The sequence below is a fragment of the Rhizobium tumorigenes genome, from assembly GCF_003240565.2.
Taxonomy (GTDB): domain Bacteria; phylum Pseudomonadota; class Alphaproteobacteria; order Rhizobiales; family Rhizobiaceae; genus Rhizobium; species Rhizobium tumorigenes.
Genome location: NZ_CP117255.1, coordinates 1084509 through 1110149, shown reverse-complemented (window position 1 = coordinate 1110149; position 25641 = coordinate 1084509). Strand labels below are relative to the sequence as shown.

Annotated in this window: 31 protein-coding genes, 4 tRNA genes and 1 pseudogene; 14 read left to right on the top strand and 22 right to left on the bottom strand. The window is 60.0% G+C overall.

The genetic code is table 11. The annotated features are described in order from the left end of the window. Positions 1-62: 62 nt before the first annotated feature. The 3 genes from amyA (at position 63) to PR017_RS05530 (ending at position 2630) form a co-directional block, all read left to right on the top strand. Complete coding sequence (gene amyA / locus PR017_RS05540) at positions 63-1547, top strand: alpha-amylase (RefSeq protein ID WP_111220664.1); 1485 nt, start codon at positions 63-65, stop codon at positions 1545-1547. Between the two features lie 186 nt (positions 1548-1733). Beyond that, entirely contained in the window at positions 1734-2261 is a 528-nt protein-coding gene (locus PR017_RS05535; RefSeq protein ID WP_111220663.1) for a YidB family protein, read from the top strand. A 33-nt stretch (positions 2262-2294) separates the two neighbouring features. After that, on the top strand, positions 2295-2630 hold the full coding sequence (locus PR017_RS05530; RefSeq protein WP_111220662.1) for a hypothetical protein: 336 nt from the start codon (positions 2295-2297) through the stop codon (positions 2628-2630). Positions 2631-2929: 299 nt separating this feature from the next. Here the strand turns inward: PR017_RS05530 and PR017_RS05525 are convergent, their stop codons facing one another. From PR017_RS05525 to PR017_RS05505, 5 genes are all read right to left on the bottom strand, one after another. Next, a complete protein-coding gene (locus tag PR017_RS05525; RefSeq protein ID WP_111220661.1) occupies positions 2930-3154 on the bottom strand; it encodes a hypothetical protein in 225 nt (74 codons plus the stop codon). 121 nt (positions 3155-3275) lie between these two features. Further along, complete coding sequence (locus PR017_RS05520) at positions 3276-3485, bottom strand: cold-shock protein (RefSeq protein WP_111220660.1); 210 nt, start codon at positions 3483-3485, stop codon at positions 3276-3278. A 309-nt stretch (positions 3486-3794) separates the two neighbouring features. After that, positions 3795-4217: a hypothetical protein gene (locus tag PR017_RS05515; protein WP_111220659.1), complete on the bottom strand. Its 423-nt coding sequence runs from the start codon at positions 4215-4217 to the stop codon at positions 3795-3797. A 129-nt stretch (positions 4218-4346) separates the two neighbouring features. Continuing rightward, positions 4347-5129, bottom strand: coding sequence for a DNA polymerase III subunit epsilon (locus tag PR017_RS05510; protein ID WP_206423177.1), 783 nt, complete (start codon positions 5127-5129; stop codon positions 4347-4349). A 309-nt stretch (positions 5130-5438) separates the two neighbouring features. Beyond that, positions 5439-5514: transfer RNA gene (locus PR017_RS05505), tRNA-Trp, on the bottom strand. Between the two features lie 381 nt (positions 5515-5895). Between PR017_RS05505 and PR017_RS05500 the strand changes: the two genes are divergently transcribed. Continuing rightward, positions 5896-6483 (top strand): histidine phosphatase family protein, encoded by a 588-nt coding sequence (locus PR017_RS05500; RefSeq protein WP_111220657.1) that lies wholly within the window; start codon positions 5896-5898, stop codon positions 6481-6483. A gap of 99 nt (positions 6484-6582) precedes the next feature. Here the strand turns inward: PR017_RS05500 and tuf are convergent, their stop codons facing one another. The 3 genes from tuf to PR017_RS05485 form a co-directional block, all read right to left on the bottom strand. After that, positions 6583-7758 carry an elongation factor Tu gene (gene tuf / locus PR017_RS05495; protein ID WP_111220656.1) on the bottom strand — a complete coding sequence of 392 codons (1176 nt, stop codon included), beginning with the start codon at positions 7756-7758 and terminating at the stop codon, positions 6583-6585. 253 nt (positions 7759-8011) lie between these two features. Further along, positions 8012-8085, bottom strand: a tRNA-Gly gene (locus PR017_RS05490). Between the two features lie 23 nt (positions 8086-8108). Continuing rightward, a tRNA-Tyr gene (locus PR017_RS05485) sits at positions 8109-8193 on the bottom strand. Positions 8194-8404: 211 nt separating this feature from the next. Here PR017_RS05485 and PR017_RS05480 point away from each other — a divergent pair. Together PR017_RS05480 and PR017_RS05475 are read left to right on the top strand one after the other, a co-directional pair. Beyond that, positions 8405-9313, top strand: coding sequence for a TrmH family RNA methyltransferase (locus PR017_RS05480; protein WP_111220655.1), 909 nt, complete (start codon positions 8405-8407; stop codon positions 9311-9313). A gap of 38 nt (positions 9314-9351) precedes the next feature. Then, positions 9352-10044, top strand: coding sequence for an AprI/Inh family metalloprotease inhibitor (locus PR017_RS05475; protein WP_111220815.1), 693 nt, complete (start codon positions 9352-9354; stop codon positions 10042-10044). Positions 10045-10155: 111 nt separating this feature from the next. Here PR017_RS05475 and PR017_RS05470 read toward each other — a convergent pair. Then, positions 10156-10293: pseudogene (locus PR017_RS05470) on the bottom strand (PhnA domain-containing protein); the annotation flags it as partial. 92 nt (positions 10294-10385) lie between these two features. Here PR017_RS05470 and PR017_RS05465 point away from each other — a divergent pair. Further along, positions 10386-10461: transfer RNA gene (locus tag PR017_RS05465), tRNA-Thr, on the top strand. Between the two features lie 392 nt (positions 10462-10853). Here PR017_RS05465 and PR017_RS05460 read toward each other — a convergent pair. Both PR017_RS05460 and PR017_RS05455 read right to left on the bottom strand, forming a co-directional pair. Continuing rightward, on the bottom strand, positions 10854-11393 hold the full coding sequence (locus tag PR017_RS05460; RefSeq protein ID WP_111220654.1) for a hypothetical protein: 540 nt from the start codon (positions 11391-11393) through the stop codon (positions 10854-10856). Positions 11394-11775: 382 nt separating this feature from the next. Then, complete coding sequence (locus tag PR017_RS05455; protein WP_154677472.1) at positions 11776-11928, bottom strand: hypothetical protein; 153 nt, start codon at positions 11926-11928, stop codon at positions 11776-11778. A gap of 163 nt (positions 11929-12091) precedes the next feature. Here PR017_RS05455 and PR017_RS05450 point away from each other — a divergent pair, with 163 nt between their 5' ends. The 4 genes from PR017_RS05450 to PR017_RS05435 all read left to right on the top strand — a co-directional run bounded on the left by PR017_RS05450 (position 12092) and on the right by PR017_RS05435 (position 13427). Continuing rightward, on the top strand, positions 12092-12343 hold the full coding sequence (locus tag PR017_RS05450; protein ID WP_133255597.1) for a hypothetical protein: 252 nt from the start codon (positions 12092-12094) through the stop codon (positions 12341-12343). A gap of 111 nt (positions 12344-12454) precedes the next feature. After that, complete coding sequence (locus PR017_RS05445) at positions 12455-12709, top strand: hypothetical protein (protein ID WP_111220652.1); 255 nt, start codon at positions 12455-12457, stop codon at positions 12707-12709. 242 nt (positions 12710-12951) lie between these two features. Beyond that, positions 12952-13164 (top strand): hypothetical protein, encoded by a 213-nt coding sequence (locus tag PR017_RS05440; RefSeq protein ID WP_162604197.1) that lies wholly within the window; start codon positions 12952-12954, stop codon positions 13162-13164. Positions 13165-13259: 95 nt separating this feature from the next. Next, complete coding sequence (locus PR017_RS05435) at positions 13260-13427, top strand: hypothetical protein (protein WP_154677471.1); 168 nt, start codon at positions 13260-13262, stop codon at positions 13425-13427. Positions 13428-13481: 54 nt separating this feature from the next. On the opposite strand, the gene PR017_RS05430 is transcribed toward PR017_RS05435, so the two are convergent. Further along, positions 13482-14531 carry a 3-deoxy-7-phosphoheptulonate synthase gene (locus PR017_RS05430; protein WP_240539003.1) on the bottom strand — a complete coding sequence of 350 codons (1050 nt, stop codon included), beginning with the start codon at positions 14529-14531 and terminating at the stop codon, positions 13482-13484. 132 nt (positions 14532-14663) lie between these two features. Continuing rightward, on the bottom strand, positions 14664-15287 hold the full coding sequence (locus PR017_RS05425) for an IMPACT family protein (RefSeq protein WP_111220649.1): 624 nt from the start codon (positions 15285-15287) through the stop codon (positions 14664-14666). 211 nt (positions 15288-15498) lie between these two features. On the opposite strand from PR017_RS05425, the gene PR017_RS05420 reads away from it, so the two are divergent. Beyond that, the gene (locus PR017_RS05420) at positions 15499-16272 is read left to right on the top strand and encodes an NAD kinase (protein ID WP_111220648.1); all 774 of its coding nucleotides are present in this window, start codon (positions 15499-15501) and stop codon (positions 16270-16272) included. 40 nt (positions 16273-16312) lie between these two features. Beyond that, on the top strand, positions 16313-16825 hold the full coding sequence (locus PR017_RS05415; protein WP_240539002.1) for a hypothetical protein: 513 nt from the start codon (positions 16313-16315) through the stop codon (positions 16823-16825). 78 nt (positions 16826-16903) lie between these two features. Here PR017_RS05415 and prfB read toward each other — a convergent pair. From prfB to PR017_RS05400, 3 genes are all read right to left on the bottom strand, one after another. Further along, positions 16904-18035, bottom strand: a protein-coding gene (prfB, locus tag PR017_RS05410) for a peptide chain release factor 2 (RefSeq protein ID WP_111220647.1) whose coding sequence is annotated in 2 segments (ribosomal slippage) — positions 16904-17965 and positions 17967-18035 — 1131 coding nt in all. Because the reading frame shifts where the segments join, the coding sequence is not laid out codon by codon here. 133 nt (positions 18036-18168) lie between these two features. Continuing rightward, positions 18169-18951 (bottom strand): TIM barrel protein, encoded by a 783-nt coding sequence (locus PR017_RS05405; protein WP_111220646.1) that lies wholly within the window; start codon positions 18949-18951, stop codon positions 18169-18171. 115 nt (positions 18952-19066) lie between these two features. Beyond that, the gene (locus PR017_RS05400; RefSeq protein WP_111220645.1) at positions 19067-20023 is read right to left on the bottom strand and encodes a LysR family transcriptional regulator; all 957 of its coding nucleotides are present in this window, start codon (positions 20021-20023) and stop codon (positions 19067-19069) included. A 186-nt stretch (positions 20024-20209) separates the two neighbouring features. Here PR017_RS05400 and PR017_RS05395 point away from each other — a divergent pair, with 186 nt between their 5' ends. Further along, positions 20210-20935 carry an SDR family NAD(P)-dependent oxidoreductase gene (locus tag PR017_RS05395; RefSeq protein ID WP_111220644.1) on the top strand — a complete coding sequence of 242 codons (726 nt, stop codon included), beginning with the start codon at positions 20210-20212 and terminating at the stop codon, positions 20933-20935. Between the two features lie 37 nt (positions 20936-20972). Here the strand turns inward: PR017_RS05395 and PR017_RS05390 are convergent, their stop codons facing one another. The 6 genes from PR017_RS05390 to arsB form a co-directional block, all read right to left on the bottom strand. Beyond that, on the bottom strand, positions 20973-21491 hold the full coding sequence (locus PR017_RS05390) for a hypothetical protein (RefSeq protein ID WP_111220643.1): 519 nt from the start codon (positions 21489-21491) through the stop codon (positions 20973-20975). Positions 21492-21572: 81 nt separating this feature from the next. Beyond that, on the bottom strand, positions 21573-22079 hold the full coding sequence (locus PR017_RS05385) for a hypothetical protein (RefSeq protein ID WP_133255596.1): 507 nt from the start codon (positions 22077-22079) through the stop codon (positions 21573-21575). A gap of 144 nt (positions 22080-22223) precedes the next feature. Further along, the gene (gene arsK / locus PR017_RS05380; protein WP_111220641.1) at positions 22224-23438 is read right to left on the bottom strand and encodes an arsenite efflux MFS transporter ArsK; all 1215 of its coding nucleotides are present in this window, start codon (positions 23436-23438) and stop codon (positions 22224-22226) included. Further along, on the bottom strand, positions 23435-24178 hold the full coding sequence (gene arsH, locus PR017_RS05375) for an arsenical resistance protein ArsH (RefSeq protein ID WP_161959332.1): 744 nt from the start codon (positions 24176-24178) through the stop codon (positions 23435-23437). Before arsH ends, arsK begins: the two co-directional genes overlap by 4 nt. Beyond that, positions 24135-24563, bottom strand: coding sequence for an arsenate reductase (glutaredoxin) (arsC, locus tag PR017_RS05370; protein WP_206423176.1), 429 nt, complete (start codon positions 24561-24563; stop codon positions 24135-24137). The genes arsH and arsC overlap by 44 nt, the downstream gene beginning before the upstream one ends. Next, positions 24560-25618 carry an ACR3 family arsenite efflux transporter gene (gene arsB, locus PR017_RS05365; protein ID WP_111220813.1) on the bottom strand — a complete coding sequence of 353 codons (1059 nt, stop codon included), beginning with the start codon at positions 25616-25618 and terminating at the stop codon, positions 24560-24562. The genes arsC and arsB overlap by 4 nt, the downstream gene beginning before the upstream one ends. Positions 25619-25641: the final 23 nt, after the last annotated feature.

Below are 25641 nucleotides of genomic sequence, written 5' to 3'. Positions count from 1 at the left end.
AAACGGAACAGATCTGGAGACCGGCCGTTATCGGCGCGTCAATTCATTAGGAAGTAGAAAACATGGCCGGTCGCACCTTGATGCAGTTCTTCCACTGGTACTATCCGGACGGGGGCAGGCTTTGGAACGAGGTGGCTGAAAAGGCCGAAAGTCTTGCCAATATCGGTGTGACCGATGTCTGGTTGCCACCAGCCTACAAGGGCGCTGCCGGGGGCTATTCCGTCGGCTATGATACCTACGATCTGTTCGATCTCGGGGAATTCGAGCAGAAGGGCACTGTCGCAACCAAGTACGGCGATCGGGCAGCGCTTGAAAATGCAGCTGCCAAGTTGAAAGCCCAGGGCGTCGGCGTTATTCTCGACGTCGTGCTGAACCATAAGATGGGCGCCGACGAGAAGGAGAGCGTCACGGTGCGCCGCGTCGATGCGGAAGACAGGACGCAGATAGAAGACGAGGCATTCCAGGCGCTGGCCTACACGCACTTCACCTTCCCCGGCCGCAATGGAGCGCACTCCAAGTTCATCTGGGATATGAAGTGCTTCAGTGGCGTCGATGTCGTTGAGGAGCCCGACGAGAAAGGCATCTTCAGGCTCGTCAACGAGTACGGCGACGGAGAATGGAACGAAGAGGTCGACCAGGAAAACGGCAACTTCGACTACCTGATGGGCGCCAATGTCGAATTTCGGAACAACGCGGTCTACGAGGAGCTGAAGTACTGGGGTCGGTGGGTCTCGGAGCAACTGCCGCTCGACGGGTTTCGCCTGGATGCGGCCAAGCATATTCCGGCATGGTTCTTCCGGGACTGGGTGCGGCACATGAGGGAGACAGCTGGCCGCGACCTGTTCGTCGTCGCCGAATACTGGCATCCCGACATGGAAGTCCTGAAAAACTACCTCGACCTCGTTGACCACCAGTTGCAGGTTTTCGACGTGGCACTGCACCACCGCTTCCACGAAGCGTCGAAGCAGGGTGGCGATTTCGACATGCGAACGATCTTCGATGGATCGCTGGTGTCGTCCCTTCCCCAGCACGCCGTCACCCTTGTCGACAACCACGATACGCAGCCGCTGCAATCACTCGAGGCGGCCGTCGAGCCGTGGTTCAAGCCGCTTGCCTACGCGCTCATCCTTCTGCGTGAGCAGGGAACGCCATGCATCTTCTATCCGGACCTCTACGGCGCGAGCTACACGGATGACAAGGATGGAAACGAGCGATCCGTCGACATGCCGGCAATCGAGTGCCTGCCGCGACTGGTGGAAGCGAGGAAGCGCTTTGCCAACGGCGGCCAGACCGATCTTTTCGATGATCCCAACTGCATCGGCTTTGTGCGCCACGGCACCGCCGATGCGCCCGGTTGCGTGGTGGTCCTTTCGAATGGCGAGGCCGGTGATAAAACTGTGGAACTCGGCACCGATCACGCCGGTGGCGTGTTCGTCGACTTCCTCGGCCACCGAGCCGACAGGATAGAAGTCGGGAAAGATGGAAACGGCCAGTTCCCGACTCACGGCGGAAACGTCAGCGTCTGGGTACGGGAAGACAGGCTGTAGGAGCGTGGGTAAAGCTACGGCTTGAGTTTGCAGACCAGCATAGTGAAAAAATATTTTTCCCGCTGAACTCAGGGATACGGCTGCATTGCCTTGCCGCATTGTAGATTGCGGCAGCGATGCGCTCGTCTGCGGAACAATCCTACGCCGTTGGCATTGTGCACTACGATCAACATTGGGAGACGAATGATGAATCTTGGACCCATGAAAGCCCTCCTCGGTGTCCTCGCTGTCGCAGGATACCAGCATCGTGAGCAGATCGCAGAGGTGCTCCGCAATCTTACCAAAAGCGCACAGGCACCATCGCCCCAGCAGCCCGGTACTCAACAGAGCGAAGAACAGGCGGGCGGTCTCGGCGGTTTGCTTGGCAATCTGACGCAGGGTGGTCTCGGCGGACTTGGAAGCTTGCTCGGCAGCGGTTCTGCGGGCGGAATTCTCAGCGGTGGGCTCGGCGGATTGCTTGAGCAGTTCCAGCAGAATGGCCACGGCGATGCCGCGAATTCATGGGTATCGCCCGGTGACAATTCGCCGATCGAGAATGAACAGCTCTCCCAGGCGCTGGGACCGGATGTCATCAAGGAACTGACGGAAAAGACGGGATTGAGCGAACAGGAGCTCTTGAGCCGCCTGTCACAGGATCTTCCAAAGGCTGTCAACGACCTTACGCCAGACGGCAAGATACCAGACGAAAAGAGCTTTGCTCAGCTTCTGCAGTAATTGCAGCAATTTTTACAATCCAGGAGGAACATCATGCCGAACAACCCGATTTCGCCAGCAGTTGCGTCCCTGCTCAAGGAGCAGAATGTCCAGCGCGTGCTCGGTAAAGACTCTCTAGAACAGGGACTTGAAGACACTTTCCCCGCATCCGATCCGGTCTCGCACACCATCAGCTCAATACCTCAGGGACGAACGGATTCTGAGCAGGCGGAAAAAGTTCGTGACTGGAAGGACGACGCAACCACTGTGGCAATCGGCTCCAGCGTCAACCGCATCCTTGCCGATGTTAAGACGACGGTCACCGACAATCCATTGACGGCAGTCTCGATCGTCGCGGCGCTGGCGTTCATTTGGGGTGCGACTCGGTAAGCCGTTGACACGTGGCCACATACAACCCAGCGACAAAATCAGCGCCGGTATCTTCAGTTAAGATATCGGCGTTTGCTGTTGGTGACATGGGTCTCGTTGGACAGAGCAGATTTTGATGACACGCCCAGGACGATGAGTGCCTGCCTTAACCGCGATGAGTAATCAAACAAAACGGGTTGCAGCAATTTCCCGTCATCGCGCATTTGCCGCGCTCACAAAGCATCCCCGCTAGCGCAAAAAGCCGCGAAGGTTTCGCAGCCTCTCGATAACGTTGATGGCAGATTGCTATATTGGGGAGCTCAGGCTTTCGCTGAGCGCTTCTGAAGCCTGGCTGCAGTCGCGGCGATCATGTCGCGGCGATCCTTTGCGAGGCGGGCTTCGCGCAGACGCGCGGTCTTGGATTCACGGTCGGCGACCATTGCGTCGAGTTCTTCAGCGGCTTGGCCGCGCGCATAGAAATGGGTCTGCGTCCCTGCGAACGCGATTTCGGCTTCTTCGCGGGATTTCGATGTTTCATTTGCCATGACGGGGTCCTATCGCAATATTAGAAAACGTGAAAAAGGCCGGGAAAACCCGGCCTTAAAGAGATTTCTTTCGTCGCAGTGCCAGTACATCCGTGGTCAAGGCGAAGAAGAAAGCTTTAAATTATGCAGCCTGGAGGTTGCAAGCAGACATCTTGCCCGACTTGTTGTCGCGCTCGAGGTCGTAGCTTACCTTCTGGCCTTCAACGATTTCGCGCATACCAGCACGCTCTACAGCGGAGATATGGACGAAAGCATCGTCGCCGCCGTTGTCAGGCTGGATGAAGCCGAAGCCCTTAGTGGAATTGAACCATTTTACTGTGCCTGTGGTCATGATGATGAACCCTTTTCAAAGCATTTTTAGAATACCGCAATGCCAGAAGCACTGCAGGCGGTGATAACGATGTATTTTGAAAGGGAAGTTCGTCAGGCGCGGTGCTAATCGCGCGGCAACCAAAGTTCAGCAAGCAAAAGATCGATGAACTCTAGATAGGCCCAACCACCGGCGATGTCAACGTCAAAGAGTAATAATTAACGTTTTATGCCTTTGTACGCAATCGCCTCGAGCGAAAGCCCCACGCCTTGGCCCCGCCCGCACCACGATCCAACGCGATCTCAGTGCGGGCAACCGTCCCAATCGATTTTAGCGCCTGGCGTTCCTCGCCTTGATCTGGGAGATGATCAGCGGTGCTGCAATGGAGAGAATGCCGCCAAGGGGAAGCATGCGCAAAATCCGAGTGCCTACGAATGTGGCGGCCGAAGCGCCTGCCAATTTTGCCCAAGGGTAGGAGCCAAGCTGCGCATGCGCACTGGCATCCGCCCATTCTGCTCCCGACTTCACCACGGATACCGCTTGCTGCCGGGTACGGGCCACCCTCGCCTTTATACCGGCAACCGTCTCCTGCAGATCGGCAACCTCGTCCTTGAGCGCCTGCAGGCGAGCTTGGCGGTCGATGCGCGGAGCGTCGAGCAGCGCTGGGCCGCCATCCAACGCCCGTGCTTCCATCTCGGCCAGATGAGACTGCAACTTGTCTTCGGCGCCGGCGGTTTTGGTAATCGGATCCATGGTCGTTGCCTTTCGGTTCAATCTAAAGCCTAACAACGCAATTCGCGCGAAAAAGATGCATGCGCCCGCAGAAAGCTTGCTCGGCCCATCCCGGCAGTTCCGCTCCCCTTATGGTGACGTTTCCATACCTCAAAACAGGCTTCCCTGCCCCGTTGTTGGAGCAACCGGCAAAGGAGCTGTCCCTTCCCTGCGACGCAATTCGGTTTCGGCGCTGAAGCGGATGTCGACATCGCGTTCTTTGGCAAAGTCCTGCAGCGCTTCGAGGCTCAGACGGTCCCAGCCCTTGCCGCGGTCGGGTCCTGATCGTACGCGGGGCAGCAGTCCCGGCTCGGTGCTCCATGCGAGAAGCTGCTCCAGCGGGGCTGCATTCAGCAGGTCGCGCAGATGGTGGGCAGTAACATAGGCATCGGGAGTAGCCCGGTGGGCTGGCAGCCCGAGCTCACGGATGAGGCCTTCCGGCATCCTCTGATAGCGCAGCATTTGGTTCGAGAAGCTCGCAAGGTGTGGCCAGACCCGGAGAGCGCATTTCCAGGTGCATATCCACGCAGCGCCGCCGCTATGGCGCGGTGTGCAGTATCGCTGCTCGAAGGACGCACGGTGGGCCGCCAAGGCCAGCACTCCGCCCTCCGGTCTGAGCACGCGACCTGCAATGTCCCTCCACAATGGCGCGTCCGCAACGTCCTCGTCTACGATATGGTGGATCGCCATCGTCTCGGCTGAGATTGGGCGGCCCGGATTGACCATCAGGCCGCCGCGCTCTTCTCCAACATGCCACAGGCCGTCCGCCCCGAGCGTCACATCCTGCCAGCCGATCTCGCAGACATCATTGGGGCCGTTGCCGCCGGTTTCGAGATCTATGACCCGAATACGGGAACCGGCAGTTGGCAAGGCATGGTCCGTTTTCAATTCCACTTTTCCTGACGATCATGCGTTGGTGACAGGGATGAGCCACAACCGCAGTCTTGGCTCCAAGATCAATTACCCGGCATTTGACGCTCTACGCTTCCGTAGAAAGACATATTGGCGGGCGTAGACCGGCCAATGCCTGATGCGGATACTGATGAGCAGATGTGCGTCGATCGAATAGCGGTCAAGATGCCGGCGGAATATTTGCGCCGCAAAATGCTGGCGATAAGCCGAGATCGAGTTGTAAGGATTAATATGCCGAGGCTGGCCTTGGCATTTGCCAGACATTTGCTTGGTCGACATGGTTTTGGAAAATGGCAGGGGCAGCAGGGCTCGAACCTACGACCTGCGGTTTTGGAGACCGCCGCTCTACCAACTGAGCTATACCCCTAGAGGCTTTTTCCGGGCACTGCCGGCATATCGCCGGATGCCCTTCGGAAGCATGGCGCTCCCTTTACGGCGCGCGGCAGAAATTGGCAAGTCCGATTTTGGATTTTTCCGCTGCCAGGACGCCTTGCCCCGGGATGTCACGGAGCGATGCCGGCGACGGCTCCTTTAGAGGCGAGAAACTTGCCGGATATTTTGCGACGGCGTAACGAGATGCAAGCGATGGCAGCCGCATGCAGAGCGGAGGTACTGCGGCGGTCGAGCCGCCCAATTCGTACCAAGACAAGTCGTTGGGGCATGCGATTCGCATTTGCGATGTCGAGCCACGCCGCTCGCTTCAGCGCTGCCCTTGACAAGGGCCCGACTGCCTCGCCAATAACCCACTATGATTTATCTTGTCAGACACGGCCAGACCGAATTCAATGCTGCAGGCCGCTGGCAGGGCCAAGTCGATTCAGGCCTCACCGCGCTCGGCAGACAGCAAGCCGAGCGTGTCGGAGCGACGCTTCGGGGTCTGATCGATCCTGACAGCACGGCCGTATTCTCAAGCCCTCTCGGGCGCGCCGCAGACACGGCCGCCATCATCGCAGGCGCCACCGGCCTTAGTGACAAGATCGTATTCGATCCGCGCCTGATGGAAATTGGAATGGGCTGCTGGGACGGACTGACAACTTATGAAATCGAGATGGAATGGCCAGGTGCGCTCGACGGGCTCAGCCGTTTCGAATGGTTCTTCCATTCGCCCGACGGAGAGCGCTTCGCGGGCTTGGCGGAGCGCCTGCTGGGAGTGCTTGAGGAGGTCAAACGCCACTCGGCTGCGAGCAAGATCATCGTTTCGCACGGCGTCGCCGGACGCGTCATCCGGGGCATCTGCGCCGGCCTGGAGCAGGCGGATGCACTGGGCCTGGACGTGCCTCAGGATGCGATATTCGCCCTGGATGGAGGCATCGTCACGCGGATCGACTGCCAGTAATCGTCTCTGGCTTCCTCGAGAGAATATAGCAGTTTCCAGACGTGAAAAGGCCCCGCTGTCGCCAGCGAGGCCTTGTTCAATTCTGGAGATCGGTCGTTATTACTCGACGATCGAGGCTACGATGCCGGCGCCGACGGTACGGCCGCCTTCGCGGATAGCGAAGCGCAGCTTTTCTTCCATGGCGATCGGCACGATCAGTTCGACAGCAACAGTGACGTTGTCGCCAGGCATGACCATTTCCGTGCCTTCCGGCAGGGAGACGATGCCCGTCACGTCCGTCGTGCGGAAGTAGAACTGCGGACGATAGTTGGTGAAGAACGGTGTATGACGGCCGCCTTCTTCCTTCGTCAGGATGTAGGCTTCAGCCATGAACTTCTTGTGTGGCTTGACCGAACCTGGCTTGCACAGAATCTGGCCACGCTCGACGCCGTCACGGGTGACGCCGCGGATCAGCGCGCCGATGTTGTCGCCAGCCTGGCCCTGATCGAGCAGCTTGCGGAACATTTCAACGCCGGTAACCGTCGTCTTGGCCGTTGCGCGGATGCCGACGATTTCGACTTCTTCGCCGACCTTGACGATGCCGCGCTCGACGCGACCGGTCACGACCGTACCACGGCCGGAGATCGAGAACACGTCTTCGATCGGCAGCAGGAACGGCAGGTTGATCGGACGCTCAGGCGTCGGGATGTATTCGTCGACAGCAGCCATCAGAGCGCGGATCGCGTCTTCGCCGATCTTCTTGTCCGAATCTTCGAGAGCGGCCAGAGCCGAGCCCTTGATGATCGGGATATCGTCGCCCGGGAAGTCGTAGGACGACAGAAGTTCGCGCACTTCGAGCTCAACGAGTTCGAGCAGCTCTTCGTCGTCGACCTGGTCGACCTTGTTCAGGAACACGACGATGGCGGGAACGCCGACCTGACGGGCAAGCAGGATGTGCTCGCGGGTCTGGGGCATCGGGCCGTCGGCGGCCGAGCAGACCAGGATCGCGCCGTCCATCTGGGCAGCACCGGTGATCATGTTCTTGACGTAGTCGGCGTGGCCGGGGCAGTCGACGTGTGCATAGTGACGGGCAGGCGTTTCGTATTCGACGTGTGCCGTCGAGATCGTGATGCCGCGTGCCTTTTCTTCCGGTGCAGCGTCGATCTGGTCGTAACGCTTGTATTCGCCGAAATACTTGGTGATCGCTGCCGTCAGAGACGTCTTGCCGTGGTCAACGTGGCCAATCGTGCCGATGTTAACGTGCGGCTTGTTGCGCTCAAACTTACTCTTTGCCATTTGAATGCTTCCTGATGAACGTAGGATTGGTGACCCCGGCGAACCGGTTTAGTGCCGCCGTTTAAGGCTTTCGATGCGGGAGCGCAAGACTTAATTGCGCAGCCGGATTTTCGCCCGCGACCGGCGATTGCCGCGCGCTGCCAAGTAGACAGCAGTCCGCCTGACGGAATGCAGGGGATGTCCCGGACAAGGCAATAAGGGCCTGTCGGTTCAAGTTCTTAGATGGGAATTGTCATTTCGATTTCCAAGGCCCTGGAGCGGGTAGCGGGAATCGAACCCGCATATTCAGCTTGGAAGGCTGCTGCTCTACCACTGAGCTATACCCGCGGGTGCAAGATCCAATGACGGAATGGTGGAGGGAGTTGGATTTGAACCAACGTAGGCTGAGCCAACGGATTTACAGTCCGTCCCCTTTAACCACTCGGGCATCCCTCCAGATTCCATCCGGATCTTGGCGACCAAGTCTGTCAGACCCGACGTTGCCGCCGTGACTGCGCCGCGTATATGACCGCCCGGCTCCGGTCTGTCAACACGAGGAATGTGCAAAAATGACGAAATTATTTCCTCTCCAACGGAAAGGCCCGCGATCAAAGCAAGACATGAAAGAAGGACTATGCGCTTATGGCAGCGCTGGGTATAAAGCCGCATGAGCAAAGATAAAGCCCCCGGCCCTACCGGCCCAGAAACCACGTCCGGCGATCATTCGCAAAAGGATACCCACTACGCCACGCTACGCCGCGCCCATCGCGACGCCAAGCGGGAACGGGGCGAAATTCCAACGCCCCAGCCGCAGAAGCGCAAGCGCTCCGCCGGCGACGACTGGAAGCCAGCGCCGATCGCACCCGATCTCGTCCAGCTCTACGGGCTGCACACCGTGCGCGCCGCACTCGAAAATCCCGAACGCAAATTGCTGAAGCTTTCGGTCACCCAGAACGCTCTGGTGCGCCTTGAGATCGGCCCAGTCGACCAGTTGCCCTACCCCGTCGAGATGATCACGCCGCAGGACCTCGACAAGATCCTCGGCCCGGATGCGATCCACCAGGGCGTCATGCTGGAGACCCGGCCGCTGCCGGTGCGCAAACTCTCGGCGCTGACCGACAGTCCGCTGCTGCTGGTGCTGGATCAGGTGACCGATCCGCACAATGTCGGCGCCGTCATGCGCTCCGCCGTTGCGTTCGCCGCCGGAGCCGTCATCACCACCATGCGTCACAGCCCGACCGAATCGGGCGTGCTTGCCAAATCCGCATCCGGTGCGCTCGAGCTCATTCCCTATATCCAGGTGACAAACCTTTCCGACACGCTCGGCGAACTGCACAAGCTCGGCTTCACGACAATCGGCCTTGATTCGGACGGCCCGGCACCGCTCGAGGGCACATTTTCGGGCGACAAGGTTGCACTGGTGTTGGGAGCCGAAGGAAAGGGCCTGCGGCAAAAGACGCGCGAGACAGTCAATGTGCTCGCACGCCTCGATATGCCGGGTGCCATCAAGTCGCTCAACGTCTCCAATGCCGCCGCCATCGCGCTCTATGCGGCGCGGTCCTACCTCAAACCCTGATCGGCAGACCCCACGGTCTGCAGTCGATGGAGAATGCCGTGCGTCCTATCCTTGCCCTGGCGGTCTGTGCCGTTTCACTGCTGACACTTGCCGGCACTGTCGAGGCTGCTGATGCCGACCAGTTGAAGGCCCAGGCCGGCACCTGGCTGGCGGCGCCGCAGAACGGCAGCAAGGGCTGCCTGCTGACATTCGCCACTACACCTGCTGCCGGCGGCTACGCGCTTACCGGCTCGGAAGCCTGCGCTACGGCTGTTCCGTCGCTTTCAAACGCGACAGCATGGACGCTTTCCGAGGACGGCACGCTGTCGATCGTCGATGTGGCCCACAAGACGCTGGTCAAATTTATCCAGGACGAGGGATCGCCCTGGGAAACCGAGGACGGCGAACCGATGTGGCTCCTGCCCGCTCTGGGCACCATCGACCATGTCCCGACAGTCGACAGCATCGCCGGCAACTGGGCTATCCAGAAACCGGAGGGAACGCAGCCCATCTGCGCGCTCAAGCTGACGGGCGACAAGGACGGCGACGGCACAACCAAGGTGTCACCAAACGGTGACTGCGCTGCAGAATTTAAAGATATGAAGCTGACGCTCTGGGCTCTGGAAGGTTTTGGCCTGGTGCTGATGAGCGACGACGGCACGTCGATCTCGTTTGACATGAAGGCGGACGGCAGCTTCGACAAATCGCTCGAGGATGGCGGCAAGCCGCTTAAACTTGTACGCCAGCCCTGACTGCTGGCAGACCCGCTGATCCGGGCTATGCCGATCGCATCGCTGCGACCGGTCATCAAAGTCATTCGACCCTGAGGCCTTCTTTCGGACTCGGTGCCGCACCACCAGCGGCTTGATCATCGCGCCGCGCTTCAGGGTTGCGGACGTCCCCTTGACCTTCAGATCCTTGATCAGCGTGACATCGTCACCCTCGTCAAAAATGGTTCCGTTTGAATCTGCGCGTCCGTGTTGGCTATCTCTGTTGAATATGGCGCGGGTATTGGGGACAGAAGCGGAAACCTCAACGGTCGGATTGATTTTGACTTTACAGGCGCTGAGAATCTGCTATTTGCCCCTCTGCCGCCCTTGTAGCTCAGTTGGTAGAGCACCTGATTTGTAATCAGGGGGTCACGAGTTCGAACCTTGTCGGGGGCACCATTATTTTGACTTTTAATTGGTTTCATGCCGTCCTATCAAACCGATAGGGCGGCATGTTTCATTTTGTGTTGCAAGCTATTTACCCCGAGTTGCGGGCACTATCACTGATATGCCGCGCATCCGTGCAACGTGGCTTGCACCATGCAAGACGGTTTGGGAGGTCGGTGGGCTGTCAACTTAACGATATTGGTTGTTTTTTTGCGGTAGCCGGCTCACTACGCTTGAGCAATCCCCTGCCCGACCCATGCCACCATTGAGGATGTGGAATTCCATCTTCATCACTGAGCAGCCGCTGAAACTATCGTGGGTCGAATTGGCGCTGAGGAGGCAGAAGGACTGGCTTGCCGCGTACCCAGTAGCATTCTGCGAAGCACACGCCGGACCACCTGTGCTTACCCTGCAGGCTTTGGAAGGGCTGGCACGCGCAGATATGGGTTTAGCGGATCATAGGCCATCTTGGGCTCACTAGTTCCTGGTGAGAGCAGGTTCTTGATGAGAACGCCTTGATCGCCGAAGAGATAGCTGATGCCGGCGCAAAGATGGGCTGCGGAACGATAGTCGAAGCCATTGAATGCATTCACCGCCAGGAAAGAAGCGTCATCCCAGGCCTTGCCCTTCAGGGCAAAGTATCCGGACTTTTTAAGATAGGCATCCGCCGAAGTCGAATTTAAAGCAAGATTGCCGTCGCAATAGTGGTTGAGCGCAAGCGAAAGCATGACATTTCGAAGTGTGTCTGCGGCCGGATTGCCCAGCGTGTCGGAAAACTTATGCAGATAGAAATTTGTCGCTGGGTCGTTCGTCATTGTCTTATGCCAGTAGGACGGAAACTTTTCCTCGGCATGAGCAGCGCCAACGGCATTGCATAGAGCGAGAGTTATCCCCACCAGAGTAAAAACGATAGCGGATTTACGGTCGATAATATCGCGAACCATTTCTTATGCCCCAGACCCATTTGCCAGCCGATAGATAGATCGAGTCGCTATCGATGCACAACGTTGCGCAAAGGCCGTGCCAAATCTGATGCACGTCCGTTCTCCTCCTCGTGGAGGTCGGCTTCATTAAAATAACTCGCCGTATCAGCAGCTCGTGGTGTCAATCGGTGCTTCGGTCGGGGGGATCATGTTGGCGGTCGAGGGCGGAAGTTTCCGCAGGCCAATCCATGTACCTACCAGCAGAAATGGCAGGCACCACGCGACCGTTGCCCATAGAGCCTGCCTGCGGTAGTTCCAGCGAGCAGTCTCTGCCTTCTCCAATTCGTCACTATCCCGCATCTCGATCAGTTCACACCTGCGCACGCCCCTTTGCTTACCGCTCTCACGCCTGCCCTGTCATCCAGTTCTTCAGATAGATGATGCCGAAGACCGCGCAGATGAAGACGATGATGACGATCTTTCGCTGCCAACGCGACAGTCTGCGTGGCGCTTTTTTCGGGCGCTTCGGTTTGAATTTCACCACGTTGTCGTCCATGCCGATGCGGGCCTCCTGAGCTTGTCGGTGGATACCTATCGCGCTCAACGCGGGCGGACAACCCGCGATCTCGGCGCGATCGGGGCGCGATCTCGGAGGGTATCCATTGACTCGGGCTTTCCCACATGTGAACATAAAGAGAACATTGCGGAGTACCATGTTTATGATTCGATTTGCCCCCCAGACAGCCGCCCCTTCCACAGACCGACAGGCGCGCGCGCTGAAGCCAGCCCATGCCGCCAGTGACGTCGAAGGCAGTGCTTTCATGCCAAGCAGCGACGCCATGCTCATTCCTGACCTGGAGGATGCTGGCGGCGATACATCCTCGAAGTCGGCAAAATCGCGTTTGGGGCGCAAGCAGAAGACAAAATCGGCAGCCGGGGAAGCTGCCGTCCAGCTCGACCTGAACGCCTGACAGTCAGCGGGTATCACAACCGATCACGGATCCCTTGCCAAAGGCGCTGTTGCGCGGAACAAGCTCGCGCTTGACGGGTTGTCAGACAAATATTTGTGGGGAACAATCGCCATGTCCAAGCCGGTAGATAACGACAACGACGCCGCTGCCGTGCCAGAAACAGCTTATCAGGGCCGGGAGCAGGCAATGTCCGGACGTGGTAAAAGCCTGTCGTTCTGGGGTCTGGCTGTTGCGGTGGTCTTCGTTGTCGGTCTGGCTGCTTTCGCCATGACCCGCGAGGTATCCCATACCAACCTCGCGCCCAACGGCGGCGCCGGCAACAGCGGTGCGGTTTCGCAACCCGCACCGGCGCAGAGCAGCCAGTAAGGTTGGCTATCAAAGTTTCTGGCCAACTTTGGTTCCGGGGGAGTGCATGATAGTAACTCATCAGCCCCGTCTCATCCCTAGCGGTTTGAATGGCGCGCTACGGTAGAGTGAAACTATCGCATCCAAGCGATTGATGATCAGTAAGACGTCTGAGCTTTCACCAAATCGAAAGCCGAATACAGGACTCAATCTCGACACCGATGTACGGTACGGTTGACGTCATATTAACCAGGAGCGCGACTATGGGCGAAGATATGACGATCCATGAAGCAGCGGCAGATCCTTTGATCGGCCAGGTCCTGAAGGCCGATGGCGTTCCTCCGGGCGCGTTTGCGCAGCTTCTGCAGAGCGCCGCCCGTCTGCGCGCCGCCGAGCTCGAACGTGCCGTTTCAATCGACATCGACGCTGTGTCTTCCGATGTCACGGTCGATCGGCCTGTAAAGCTTCCTGACTGATACCCTGCGACCGGATATCAGGCATTCGCGTTTTTTTCCATTGCCTGCCGCCTGCCGAACTGGCAGCATTACCGGGTGCAACAGCGAGGCAGGCAATGACCGACGAACCGCCGAAAAAGAAGTCCCTGGCCGGCCTTGGCGAGATGATGGAAAAGGCCGCGGCGAAGGAAAAGGCCGTTGCCGACAAAGCTGAAAAGATCAGCAGCGATCCCGGGGCGACGCGCAGCTACGACATAACCTTCCGGAAGAAGTCATCGAGCTGAGGCGCTCGTTCGCTCTGAACGCCTTTTTCGATGAAGCCTTTCGGGCATGCGGCCTTAGCCGCGCCTGGCCAGCACTGATTTCGCCAGCACGTCCAGCACCGAGACTGTCGTTTCCCAGTCTATGCAGCCGTCGGTGATGCTCTGGCCATAGGTCAACTTGCCCCCGGCCACCAGTTCCTGACGTCCGCCGATGAGATTGCTTTCCAGCATCGTGCCGATGATCCGCCGGTCGTCGGCTGCAACCTGGCTGGCGATAGCGTCGATGACGTGCGGCTGGTTGTCGGGGTTCTTGCCGCTGTTGGCGTGGCTGGCATCGATCATTATGCGCGGCGGCAGGCCGGCTTTCAGCGATTCGGCGGCGGCTGCGGCAACGCTTTCGGCGTCGAAATTCGGCGCCTTGCCGCCGCGCAGGATAAGGTGGCAATCCTCGTTGCCGGATGTCGAGGCGATGGCGGCGCGGCCATCCTTGGTGACGGCCGGGAAATGGTGCGGCTGCGAGGCGGCGGTAACAGCGTCCAGCGCAATCCTGATGTCGCCGGTGGTGCCGTTCTTGAAGCCGATCGGGCAGGACATGCCGGAGGCGAGTTCGCGGTGCACCTGGCTCTCCGTGGTGCGCGCGCCGATCGCACCCCAGCTGACGAGGTCGGCGATATATTGCGGCGTGATGGTATCGAGAAGCTCGCAGCCGGCAGGCAGGCCGAGGTCGTTGATATCCACCAGCAGCTGGCGGGCAAGCCGCAGGCCTTCCTCGATCTTGAAGCTACCGTCGAGACGGGGATCGTTGATCAACCCCTTCCAGCCGACAGTGGTACGAGGCTTTTCGAAATAGACGCGCATGACGATTTCGAGTTCGCCCTGATGCCGCTTGCGCTCCGCCACCAGACGCCGAGCATAATCAACCGCGGCAACGGGATCGTGGATCGAGCATGGGCCGACGACGACCACCAACCGGTCGTCTTCGCCGGTGAGGATACGGTGCACGGCGGCGCGGGCAGCGGAGACCGTCTCGGCCGCATTTGGCGAACATGGCACGTCCGCAACGACGCGCGATGGCGGGCTCAGGGGGGTGATCTCGAGAATGCGCAGATCGTCAGTGGTCGGCACGGGGAAACTCCTCACAATTGATGGCAGACTGATAGTCAATAAGGACGGCAAACGGAAGCCGCCGGCCATGGGTTTCGCCGCGTTCTGGCGCGGTTGCCGCAGATAGGTTCCCGAGGGCCAAGCAATCCGTGGCTAAGGCGCCGCCCCCGCTAGAGCGTCCGCATTGCCCACCGTGCCGAAATCGAGCTGGACGCGGCCGTTCGTACTGTCGGCGAGGAGGGCGGCGGCCCGATCTGCCTGACACTCCGGGACGCTCAGGGAAAGCACTGCGCCGTCTTCGGTAAACATCTCGGCAACTACGGAGAGGCCGGCTATCGATAGCAGCCGCACTTTTGCCAGAGCCAGATCGGAAAACCCGACTACGGCGATCGCAGCCACCATTGGCACCACCTCGACCCGATCAGCCGCCCTGAGGCAGGCTGCGGCCGTGCCGCCATAGGCGCGCATCAGCCCGCCTGTTCCGAGCAGCACGCCGCCGAACCAGCGGGAGACGACGACCAGCACACAGTCGAACGACTGGCCGTCTATCGCCTGCAGGATGGGCCTGCCAGCGGTGCCGCCCGGTTCACCGTCGTCATTGAAACGATAGGTCTGGCCGGTGCGCCAGGCCCAGCAATTGTGGTTTGCGCCGGCATCAGCAAGGGCAGACAGCTGTACCCTCGCCTCGTCTTCATCGGCAATAGCGACGGCCACGGCGAGGAAGCGGCTCTTCTTGATGGATTGCTCGAACGAAGTCGGTTGCCTGAGGGAAAACATCGGCACTGTGGTCTCTTAAAGGACAATTGCACGTCCGTATCTACCGGCTTGGCTCCGACATGGCGAGCCTGCTCCAGCGGCTTCGCCGACAGATTGTATCAGAAATCGCGCTGGCTGTCCCGCTGTGCCGCGATATCGCCGGTGGGCGAATACGGCTTGTCGCAGAGGGGTGTTATCCTTTACGTAGACGGAGATTGTCGAAGGATATTGCATGCCGCGCTCATTTCAGTCCCTCTGCTTTCTGGCCTCGCCCTCACCCGAGGCGCTGGCGGCGCGCGAAGAACTGATCGCCATCTATGGCCAGGCGCCCCAGGAGGACGCCGATGTCATGGTGGCGCTCGGCGGCGATGGCTTCATGCTGCAGATGCTGCACAACACGATGAACTCCGGCAAGCGCGTCTACGGAATGAACCGCGGCTCGGTCGGCTTTCTGATGAACGACTACCGTGTCGAGAACCTCGACGAACGCATCGATGCAGCGGTTGAAAATGCGTTCCATCCGCTGGAGATGCGTACCGTCAATGCCGACGGCAGCGAATCGGTGGCGCTCGCCATCAACGAGGTCTCGCTGTTCCGCCAGTCCTATCAGGCGGCCAAGCTGCGCGTCGAGATCGACGGCCATGTGCGGCTGGAAGAACTGATCTGCGATGGCCTGATGGTCACCACACCGGCCGGCTCTACCGCGTACAACCTCTCCGCCCACGGCCCAATCCTGCCGCTGGAAGCGCCTTTGCTCGCCATCACTCCGGTCAGCGCCTTCCGTCCGCGTCGCTGGCGCGGGGCGCTGCTGCCCAACAAGGTGACGGTGGACATTACCGTGCTCGAGCCGGTCAAGCGCCCCGTCAATGCGGTGGCCGACAACACGGAGGTGAAATCGGTGTTGAGCGTCCGCATCGCCCAGACCCAGGACACCACCGCCCGCATCCTTTCCGATCCTGATCGCTCGTGGTCCGACCGTATCCTCGCCGAGCAATTTTCCGATTGACCGGCCCCTTCCTCTGACAACACCTGATGGCAGCTAGCTCTTGAGAAACGCTCTCCACGCCCCAATCCTAGCCGCACTGCTGGCAAGCGTCGTTTCGACCCCGGAGGCGCGGGCCGACGACGGCGTGCTGCCGGTCAGCATCATTGCCTCGACGACGACAGGCTTTTGGCAGGATGCCGGAAGGGCGCAGCCGGGACCCACATCGACTTTGCCAAGCACCGATGCGTCCACTGCAATGACGCCACCATCGCGCCACGGGTTTTACAAGCTCTATGCCGTCCGCCAGGCCGACCGCACATCCAAGGTCTACCTCCAGCAGGTCGCGGCGACCGACGACGGCCCGCAGATCGTTTCCACCACGGAACTGCCGGAAATCACCGCGCTGAAGGCCATCGTTACCGATATCAGGCCTGAAAACTCCGGTGGCATCATCCGCGAACCCGGCCTGTTTGCCACGCTCTACATCAAGGCCGATGCAGATGCCGACGCCGATGTCTGGAATGTCATGCTCGACGAACTCGGGGAAATCGTCGTCGAGAAGGCGCCGGAGTAAGCGCTGGCCATAAAAGAAGACCCCCTCGAGGCAGGCAGCCGCGAGGGGGTCTTTGTTTGGTAGAAGCGGTCGCTGCGATCAGTCGATGTCGTCTACGGCAGCATCTGCGGCTCCGCTGATGCGGTGCGCCAGAGCTGCCTCCATGAACGGACTGATCTCGCCGTCGAGCACGTCATCCGGCGCGGTACTGACAACGCCGGTGCGCAGGTCTTTCACCTGCTGGTAGGGCTGCAGCACGTAGGAACGGATCTGGTGACCCCAGCCGATATCCGATTTCGAAGCGGCTTCCGCGTTGGCCGCATCTTCGCGCTTCTTCAGTTCCGCTTCGTACATGCGGGCACGCAACATCTCCCAGGCTGTCGCCCGGTTCTTGTGCTGCGAGCGCTCCTGCTGGCACTGCACCACGATGCCCGACGGAATGTGCGTGATGCGCACGGCCGAATCCGTCGTGTTGACGTGCTGGCCGCCGGCACCGGACGAGCGATAGGTGTCGATGCGGCAATCGCCTTCGTTGATGTCGATCTGGATCGAATCGTCGACGACGGGATAGACCCAGATCGACGAAAACGACGTGTGCCGACGGGCGTTGCTGTCGTAGGGCGAAATGCGCACCAGGCGATGGACGCCCGACTCGGTCTTCAGCCAGCCATAGGCATTGTGGCCCTTGATCAGCAGCGTCGCCGACTTGATGCCGGCTTCTTCGCCGTCATGGACTTCCAGCAATTCGACCTTGAAGCGCTGACGTTCGGCCCAGCGGGTGTACATGCGCAGGAGCATGTTGGCCCAGTCCTGGCTTTCGGTACCTCCGGCGCCCGAATGGACTTCGAGGAAGGTGTCGTTGCTGTCAGCCTCGCCGGACAGCATCGCCTCGACCTGGCGGCGAGCCGCTTCGGTGCGCAGAACTTTTAGGCCTTCCTCGGCTTCCTTGACGATATCGGCATCGCCCTCTTCATCGCCGAGTGCAATCATCTCGATGTTGTCATCGACCTGCCGTTCAAGCAGCCGCACGCCATTGATGCTGTCTTCGAGATTCTGACGCTCGCGCATCAGCTTTTGTGCCTCGGATGCATCGTTCCAGAGGTTCGGATCCTCTGCCTTGTTGTTCAACCAGTCCAGTCGCCTTACGGCCTGATCCCAGTCAAAGATGCCTCCTCAGCAGGCTTATGGCCTGCTTGATTTCGTCGACAATATTCTCGATTTCGGCGCGCATGGTCTCGCTTCTCGGTTCGATTGATGTTGCCCGTGACATAGTTAGGCATGCCGCGGATGTAAAGCCCGCAGTCGGTGGTTACCGCACAAGGGTGGCAAGGCGCCTTGGAACAGTGCCCTGCAGGACCGCCGGTTCAGACCGTGAAGGCCTCGCGAAACGCCACGAGTGCTTCCTCGGGATCGCCGGATGCATAGGCTTCCATCGCGACCGGCCCCGTATAACCCATCGCCTTCAGCGCCCGTGCCACGCCCTTCCAGTTGACCTCGCCAGTTCCAGGTTCCAACCGTCCGGGAACATCGGCAACTTGAATTTCACCGATCCAAGGCAGGCACTTGCGGCAAAGTTCTATCAGATTACCTTCACCGATCTGGGCATGATATAGGTCGAGATTGAGCGTAAGGCGCGGATGGTCGATGCTGGCCACAAGCGCCAACGTATCCTCTGCCCGACCAAAGGGCACCCCGGGGTGATCGACCAGCAGGTTGAGGTTTTCCAGGCTGAAGGTGACGTCTTCCTCCTCAGCCAGTTCGACGACACGGCAGAGCGTGTCGCGGGCCTTCAGCCACATGGCGCCGGTCACGACCTCGACAGGGCGGATAGGCAGGCCGCCCTCGCCCAGCCCCGTTCCATGCAGATTGAGACGCTGCACGCCCAGCCGCTTGCCGACCGTGGCCGTTTCTCGCGCCGTCTTCAGCAGCTGGGCAGCACCTTCGTCGTCGGTCAGGCGACCCTCCAGGTAACCATTCATGATAGTGAAGGTGGCGCCCGTCGCCTCCAGCTTTGCAAGATCGTGCTCCGGCCAGTTCCAGAGACCGACGCCAAATCCCAGTTCCTTCAGCCGGCTCGCCCGCCACTCGATCGGCCGGTCGCGCCAAAGCATTTCGGCGCAGGCGGCAAGCTGGAAGGGAGAGTTCATGACGACAACCTCGTGACGCGTGAAAGGATTAAGTGTTGCACTAGAACCGATAGAGGCGATCTCCGCAACATGGATTGTGCCTGCGATAGAGAGGTTATGCTTGTGCCATCAGGACTTACGCGTTTCCGGCTCTAGGAGGCACCAACCCTCCAACACTGGGCGATGCCCGTTCCGCAGCGATTAGATCGACGAAGGCGCGCAAGGGAGCGGGCATGAAACGGCTAGAAAAATAGAGCCATGGCCCCTCGAACGGCATCCACCATTCAGGCAGCACCGGCACCAGAGCGCCGGACCTGAGATAGGGATCGATGAAATTCTCGAATGTCGCAATAACGCCACGGCCCCGGCAGGCCCATTCGATGGCGGTTGCGGCGGCCTCGACCCCGACGATCAACCGGCCTGGCGGATCAACGGTGACGGTTTCCTCGCCCTTCTGGAACTCCAAGTCGACAAGCGATCCGCTGGAAAACCTGAGGCGGATGCACTCGTGCTCGAGCAGATCACGGGGATGCAGGGGCATGCCGCGTGCCTTGAGATAGTCAGGCGAGGCTGCTGCTGCCAGCCGTTGGATGCGCGGGCCAATCGGCACCGCGATCATATCCTGCGCCAGATGCTCGCCGTAGCGGATGCCGGCATCGCAGCCTGCTGCCGTCGCGTCAACGAGCCTGTCCTCCACCACCATCTCGACACGGACGCGCGGATGCAAATCGAGAAACCTGTCGATCAGCGGCGGCAGGATATCGACCATGACTGCACCGGTGACATTCAGCCTGAGCAGACCTCTCACTTCCGCGTGCGTACTGGCTGCATCGTTAAGTGCGGCACGTGTCTCGCTCAGAAGCGGCGCAATCCGCCGCGCGAGCCCGCGCCCGGCCTCTGTCGGCATGACGCTTCGGGTGGTGCGGATCAAAAGCGGCACGCCCAGTCGAGCTTCGAGCTGGGCGATCTTTTCACTGACGCTCGACGGCGACATTGCCAGCCGCTTTGCCGCAGACCGGAAACCGCCAGTCTCGCAGACCGCGAGAAAGATGGAGAGATCGTCCAGGAATAGTTGTTCGCTATTGTTCGCCATAGCGATCAGCTTATCCGGATTAGGTTGGATTATCAAACACCACCGAACGAAACTATAACCTCGCTAAAGGCTTTCGAGCCGCAGTTCGATGCCGTTGCGGTGGCCGAAGCTGCTTCGGGACACCGCAGTATTTAGAAATGCCGAACCAGGCGATAGGCCGGGCCTCGGTTATAGGAGAAACGAACCATGAGTGGAAAAACAGTTCTCATCACCGGCGCCAACAAGAGCATCGGCTTAGAGACGGCACGCCAACTCGGCCGTCTCGGCTACCGGATCTGGCTCGGCAGCAGGGACGTTGAGCGCGGTGGGGTGGCGGTCCGGCAATTGCAGGCGGAGGGCCATGACGTCAGGCTGCTCTCCATCGACGTTACCAGGGACGAGAGTGTCGCTGCCGCGGTCGCCACGGTCTCTGCAGCCGATCACAAGCTCGACGTGCTGATCAACAACGCCGGTATCTCGGGCGGCACGCCGGTGGCTCCGAGCCGGCAGCCCCTTGCCGTGATCCGCGACGTCTACGAGACCAATGTGTTTGGTGCCATCCGCGTAACGCAGGCCTTCATACCCTTGCTGACAGCGGCGGGAGAGGCCAACATCGTCATGGTCAGCAGCGGTCTGGGCTCGATCGGCTGGGTTTCCGATCCGGCCCATCCCTTTTATGCCGTCAATCCGATGGGCTACAACAGCTCGAAGTCGGCGCTCAACGCTGTCACCGTGGCATTCGCCAAGGAACTCGTGGCAATCGGCATCCATGTCAACGTCGTCGACCCAGGCTATACGGCAACGGATTTCAACGAGCACTCCGGCTATCGCACTGTGGAGCAGGCAGCGGCCGGGATCGTCTGGCTGGCAAGCCAGGATGCGAATGGCCCCAATGCCGGCTTCTATTTCGACGGGCAGACCGTGCCTTGGTGAAAACGATCGGCAGCGCTTCGGACGACGGCGACCGTGCCTACTTCCATTCCCAGACGCGTGCGGATCGGAACGGGCGAGAGACGACGAGCGTCGGTGTATCCGATACCGTCGTCGCATACGCCAGAGCCTCGTCGTCGGTGGAAAAACCGAGGAAGATCAGACGCATCGACATGGCTTTTTCCATACCGGTGCGGCGATAGGTGAAAGCGATGGCGCAGGTGGGGTGATCACCCTCGACAGTCGTGCCCTCGGCGCCATCGGCACCGGCAAAATCTCCGGTCAAGGCGAGGAACTGTCCGTGGCGAAAGAAGCCGCTGACTGCATCGTAGGCGGTCGTCTGCGAGATCTGTTTGCTGGCACCTGTCTTCGCCATCCGGGCGTAATAGATGCTGTCGGTCTGCCCCATTTTGCGGCGCGTCTCGTAGACGAACAGCATGCCCCTGTGAGCGAGATCGATATGCAGGTCGAACGAGCGGAAGTTGTTGGGGGCGGTGTCGATCTCGTCGAGCAGGACTTTCAGGTCCTTCGCATAGTCCGCAAAAAAGGCAGCCGTCATGGGCGTAAGTAACTTTCAGTTCTAGGAGTGATGCCGGAGCAGCGGCAGACGTATTACCGGGCGCGTGACGATATCAGAGCCTTAGGAGGTCTCGCGCTTGGCGCGACGCTCGCCCAGTTCCGAGTACAGCGTGCCGCGCCTCGTGGCGTCGAGGAACTGCTCGGGTGTCATGCCGGTGAGACCGGCTGGCTTTCTCGGCTTGAACACGCCGTGCCGCGTCAGCGCGATGGCAGCATCGGATGTGGGATCGACCTCGGCGCCAGAAGCCATCAGCGAGACCATCAGGGTGGCTTCCGCTTCCAGAGACTTGACCAGATTGATCCGCCAGTTCTTGCGGGACCTTGTTGCGTCGGTCATGCCGGCGACAGTCGCCTGGGTCTTGGCCGCAGCGATCTTGGCGCGAATGATGTCGGCGAGCGCTGCATCCGGGATCCGCGATACGTCGACGCCGCGCTGCCGCAGCAACACCTTGAAATAGGAAAGGCCCGAGTTTTCGAACATGGCGGAACGCTTTGCGCCCTTGCCGCGCTTCAGCCACACAAGCACAGCGGCGACCAGCATCACCACGATCAGAAGAATACCAGTCATCGTCATCGCAATAGTCCGTGAAGTTTGCGTCCGCCACGCAGTTCGTGCTTCGCGAACTCTAGCCGACTTTGCTTTCCCCGTCGAAAGGTATCTGCATCCGGAGCGCTCTTTGGCCATCTCATGGTTCGACCTGCTCGCGCACCATCACCCGATTTTTCCGGAAACGCGATGTGGCGTTGCGGCAATCCAGCCGATCCGGAGAAAGCTGAAGGTGGCAATGGCACCAAAGGCTGCGACAACACCGAGCGAGATCGCCGCCCCTGCAGATGCCAGCGATACGGCAAAGGCGAACGGCGCCGTCGCTCCGACAATCAGCCGTGCGGACATAAGTTTTCCCTGCAGCCTGCCATAACCTTCGCTGCCGAACAGGTACAGCGGCAGCGTCCCAGCCGCGATGCTGAAAATGCCATTGCCGAAACCAAACAGCACCGCAAATGAGATTGCGCCTGATGTCGAAGGCGCAGTCGCATCGAGCACCACGATGGCGACAGAGACGAGTAGCCCGGACAAAGCCGCAAGTCGCAAAGGATGAAGGTTGCGACCGAAGGCCATGTTGATCACACGGCTGGCGACCTGCGCCGGACCAAACACGGTGCCGACGAGCGCGGCCATGGTTCCGAGCCCCAGCGACGCCATGAGCGGCACCATATGCACAAGAATGGCCGAGCTCACCAGCGACAGAAATGCAAAGCCAACTACCATCAGTGCGAAACCGACGCGTCTCTGCCCCTCGGCGAGCGCACCTTCGACAGGGGCTGGCGCGGTAAAGGCGCCGTTTCGGCGCACCCTGGCAGTAGACAGTGCAAGCCATGCGTGGATCGGCAGGCAGATGGCCAGATTGAGTAGCGAAAAGACGACGTAGACCTCGCGCCACGGCAGATGGGCATGCAGGGCCGTCGTGATCGGCCAGAAGATCGTAGAGGCAAGGCCGGCGATCAGCGTCAGGGTGGTAATGCTCCGCTGGGCGACTTTGGGGTTGATCTGCACCAGCAGTGCGAAAGCCGCTCCGTACTGGACGAAATTAGCGGCCGCCTCGATGAACACAAGTACCAACGCGAAGGCAAAACGGTTGGGAGCCAGTGCGCAGGCGGCGAGCGCCAGTGCTGCGACCAGCGAACCGATCGCCATGATCTTTCCTGCTCCGAAGCGGTCTATCCACCGTCCGAGCCAGGGTGCGACGAACCCACCGATCAGCAGCGCTGCCGACAGGGCACCGAACATCCATTCCACCGAGACGCCGAGATCCCGTGCCATGTCAGGCGCCAGAATGCCGAAGGAATAGTAGAGCGTGCCGTAGCCGACAATCTGGGTGATCCCCAGGCCTAGAATGGCAGGCACCGGTACCTCGAAGCGCTTCATATCGAATTCAGCGTCGTCCGCGCCTCCAGTCGACCGGCATCCTCGCGCCTCTCGCTGTAGCGATCCGTCAGGTAAGAAGACGCATCGCGTGTCAGCAACGTGAATTTGACCAGCTCCTCGCAGACATCGACCACGCGATCGTAAAGCGGAGACGGCTTCATCCTGCCATCGGCGTCGAACTGCTGGAACGCTTGCGGCACGGAGGACTGGTTCGGGATAGTGATCATCCGCATCCACCTGCCGAGGATGCGCATCTGGTTGACGGCGTTGAACGACTGGCTGCCGCCGGAGACTTCCATGACGGCGAGCGTCTTGCCTTGCGTCGGGCGAACCGACCCGATGGACAGCGGGATCCAGTCGATCTGCGCCTTCATGATGCCGGTCATTGCGCCGTGGCGCTCCGGGCTTACCCAGACCTGGCCCTCGGACCATTCGGAAAGTTCGCGGAGTTCTGCGACCTTCGGGTGGTCGGCCGGCTCCGCATCGGGAAGCGGCAGGCCGCGCGGATCGAACATGCGGACATCGCAACCGAAGTGCTCGAGCAGCCGACGGGCCTCGTCAGCGAGGAGCCGGCTGTAAGAGACTTCACGAAGCGAGCCATAGAGAATCAGAATACGGGGCTTGTGATGCGAGACGTCTGTCCGAAGCGCATCGAGCCCGGGCATCCGGAGGTGGCGCAGATCTGCGGAGGGCAATTCAGACAAGACGATTGCCCTTTTCGTCGATAACCTGCTGACCATCTTCCTTCGAAAAGGCGCCGACCTGCCTATGGGGAAGGATATCCAGCACCGCTTCCGAGGGGCGGCAAAGGCGCGTTCCGAGCGGCGTGACGACGAATGGACGGTTGATCAGCATCGGGTGCTGCAACATCGCGTCGATGATCTGCTCGTCCGTCAGCGACAGATTGCCGAGGCCGACCTCATCGTAAGGCGTGCCTTTCTGCCTCAGGGCGTCGCGCGGCGACAGGGCTGCGCCGGTCAGCAGCCCAACGAGTTCAGTCCGCGAGGGAGGCGTCTGCAGGTACTCGATCACCGTTGGTTCGATACCCGCGTTCCTGATCAGCGCCAGAGTATTGCGGGAGGTCCCGCAGGCAGGATTGTGATAGATGGTGACATCCATGGTCATGGCTCCTCTGTGGAGGTGTTGCGGGAGACCGAAGGGCCGCGCTCGTACCAGGCCTTCGAATGGTTGACGATCCAGACGACGGACAACATGACGGGCACTTCGATCAGTACGCCGACGACGGTGGCCAGCGCCGCGCCCGATTGGAACCCGAACAGGCTGATCGCAGCGGCCACCGCAAGTTCGAAGAAATTGCTGGCACCGATCAGCGCAGACGGGCCGGCAACGCAATGCTGCTCTCCCGAGATGCGGTTCAGGATATAAGCCAGGCCGGAATTGAAATAGACCTGGATCAGGATCGGCACCGCCAGCAGGGCTATGATCGTAGGCTGGGCGATGATCTGCTCGCCCTGAAAGCCGAAAAGCAACACGAGCGTCGCCAGAAGAGCTACCAGCGACAGCGGCTGGAGCTTCGCCATCACGGTTTCAAAGGCAGCCGTCCGGCCGCCGGAAAGGAAACTGCGGCGCAGTATCTGGGCGATCGCCACCGGGATAAGGATATACAGCGCCACCGATATCATCAGCGTGTCCCACGGTACCGTAATCGCCGATAATCCGAGGAGCAGTCCGACGATAGGCGCGAAGGCGACAATCATGATGGCATCGTTGAGAGCGACCTGAGACAGCGTGAAGTGAGGTTCGCCCTTGGTCAGATTGGACCAGACGAAGACCATTGCAGTGCATGGGGCGGCCGCCAGTATGATGAGGCCTGCGATGTAGGAATCGATCTGGGCCGCAGGCAAAAACGGGCGGAAAAGCCAGCCGATGAAAAGCCATCCCAGCAGCGCCATCGAGAACGGCTTCACAGCCCAGTTGATGAACAGGGTGACCCCGATCCCACGCCAGTACCCGCCGACCTTGGACAGCGAGCCGAAGTCGATCTTGAGAAGCATGGGAATAATCATCAGCCAGATGAGGATGGCGACGGGGATATTAACCTTTGCAATCTCAGCCGCGCCGACGGCATGGAAGACGCTGGGCATCAGATGGCCGAGGGCGATGCCAACGATGATGCACAGGAAAACCCAAACAGTGAGGTAGCGCTCGAAACTTGACATCATCGGGCGATCTCCCCGGAAGG

Excerpts from the sequence above, each read along its gene's own strand:
- amyA (WP_111220664.1), top strand. The coding sequence starts at position 63 with ATGGCCGGTCGCACCTTGATGCAGTTCTTCCACTGGTACTATCCGGAC.
- PR017_RS05535 (WP_111220663.1), top strand. The coding sequence starts at position 1,734 with ATGAATCTTGGACCCATGAAAGCCCTCCTCGGTGTCCTCGCTGTCGCA.
- PR017_RS05530 (WP_111220662.1), top strand. The coding sequence starts at position 2,295 with ATGCCGAACAACCCGATTTCGCCAGCAGTTGCGTCCCTGCTCAAGGAG.
- PR017_RS05525 (WP_111220661.1), bottom strand. The coding sequence starts at position 3,154 with ATGGCAAATGAAACATCGAAATCCCGCGAAGAAGCCGAAATCGCGTTC.
- PR017_RS05520 (WP_111220660.1), bottom strand. The coding sequence starts at position 3,485 with ATGACCACAGGCACAGTAAAATGGTTCAATTCCACTAAGGGCTTCGGC.
- PR017_RS05515 (WP_111220659.1), bottom strand. The coding sequence starts at position 4,217 with ATGGATCCGATTACCAAAACCGCCGGCGCCGAAGACAAGTTGCAGTCT.
- PR017_RS05500 (WP_111220657.1), top strand. The coding sequence starts at position 5,896 with ATGATTTATCTTGTCAGACACGGCCAGACCGAATTCAATGCTGCAGGC.
- tuf (WP_111220656.1), bottom strand. The coding sequence starts at position 7,758 with ATGGCAAAGAGTAAGTTTGAGCGCAACAAGCCGCACGTTAACATCGGC.
- PR017_RS05480 (WP_111220655.1), top strand. The coding sequence starts at position 8,405 with ATGAGCAAAGATAAAGCCCCCGGCCCTACCGGCCCAGAAACCACGTCC.
- PR017_RS05460 (WP_111220654.1), bottom strand. The coding sequence starts at position 11,393 with ATGGTTCGCGATATTATCGACCGTAAATCCGCTATCGTTTTTACTCTG.
- PR017_RS05455 (WP_154677472.1), bottom strand. The coding sequence starts at position 11,928 with ATGGACGACAACGTGGTGAAATTCAAACCGAAGCGCCCGAAAAAAGCG.
- PR017_RS05450 (WP_133255597.1), top strand. The coding sequence starts at position 12,092 with ATGATTCGATTTGCCCCCCAGACAGCCGCCCCTTCCACAGACCGACAG.
- PR017_RS05445 (WP_111220652.1), top strand. The coding sequence starts at position 12,455 with ATGTCCAAGCCGGTAGATAACGACAACGACGCCGCTGCCGTGCCAGAA.
- PR017_RS05440 (WP_162604197.1), top strand. The coding sequence starts at position 12,952 with ATGGGCGAAGATATGACGATCCATGAAGCAGCGGCAGATCCTTTGATC.
- PR017_RS05435 (WP_154677471.1), top strand. The coding sequence starts at position 13,260 with ATGACCGACGAACCGCCGAAAAAGAAGTCCCTGGCCGGCCTTGGCGAG.
- PR017_RS05425 (WP_111220649.1), bottom strand. The coding sequence starts at position 15,287 with ATGTTTTCCCTCAGGCAACCGACTTCGTTCGAGCAATCCATCAAGAAG.
- PR017_RS05420 (WP_111220648.1), top strand. The coding sequence starts at position 15,499 with ATGCCGCGCTCATTTCAGTCCCTCTGCTTTCTGGCCTCGCCCTCACCC.
- PR017_RS05405 (WP_111220646.1), bottom strand. The coding sequence starts at position 18,951 with ATGAACTCTCCCTTCCAGCTTGCCGCCTGCGCCGAAATGCTTTGGCGC.
- PR017_RS05400 (WP_111220645.1), bottom strand. The coding sequence starts at position 20,023 with ATGGCGAACAATAGCGAACAACTATTCCTGGACGATCTCTCCATCTTT.
- PR017_RS05395 (WP_111220644.1), top strand. The coding sequence starts at position 20,210 with ATGAGTGGAAAAACAGTTCTCATCACCGGCGCCAACAAGAGCATCGGC.
- PR017_RS05390 (WP_111220643.1), bottom strand. The coding sequence starts at position 21,491 with ATGACGGCTGCCTTTTTTGCGGACTATGCGAAGGACCTGAAAGTCCTG.
- PR017_RS05385 (WP_133255596.1), bottom strand. The coding sequence starts at position 22,079 with ATGACTGGTATTCTTCTGATCGTGGTGATGCTGGTCGCCGCTGTGCTT.
- arsK (WP_111220641.1), bottom strand. The coding sequence starts at position 23,438 with ATGAAGCGCTTCGAGGTACCGGTGCCTGCCATTCTAGGCCTGGGGATC.
- arsH (WP_161959332.1), bottom strand. The coding sequence starts at position 24,178 with ATGGTCAGCAGGTTATCGACGAAAAGGGCAATCGTCTTGTCTGAATTG.
- arsC (WP_206423176.1), bottom strand. The coding sequence starts at position 24,563 with ATGACCATGGATGTCACCATCTATCACAATCCTGCCTGCGGGACCTCC.
- arsB (WP_111220813.1), bottom strand. The coding sequence starts at position 25,618 with ATGTCAAGTTTCGAGCGCTACCTCACTGTTTGGGTTTTCCTGTGCATC.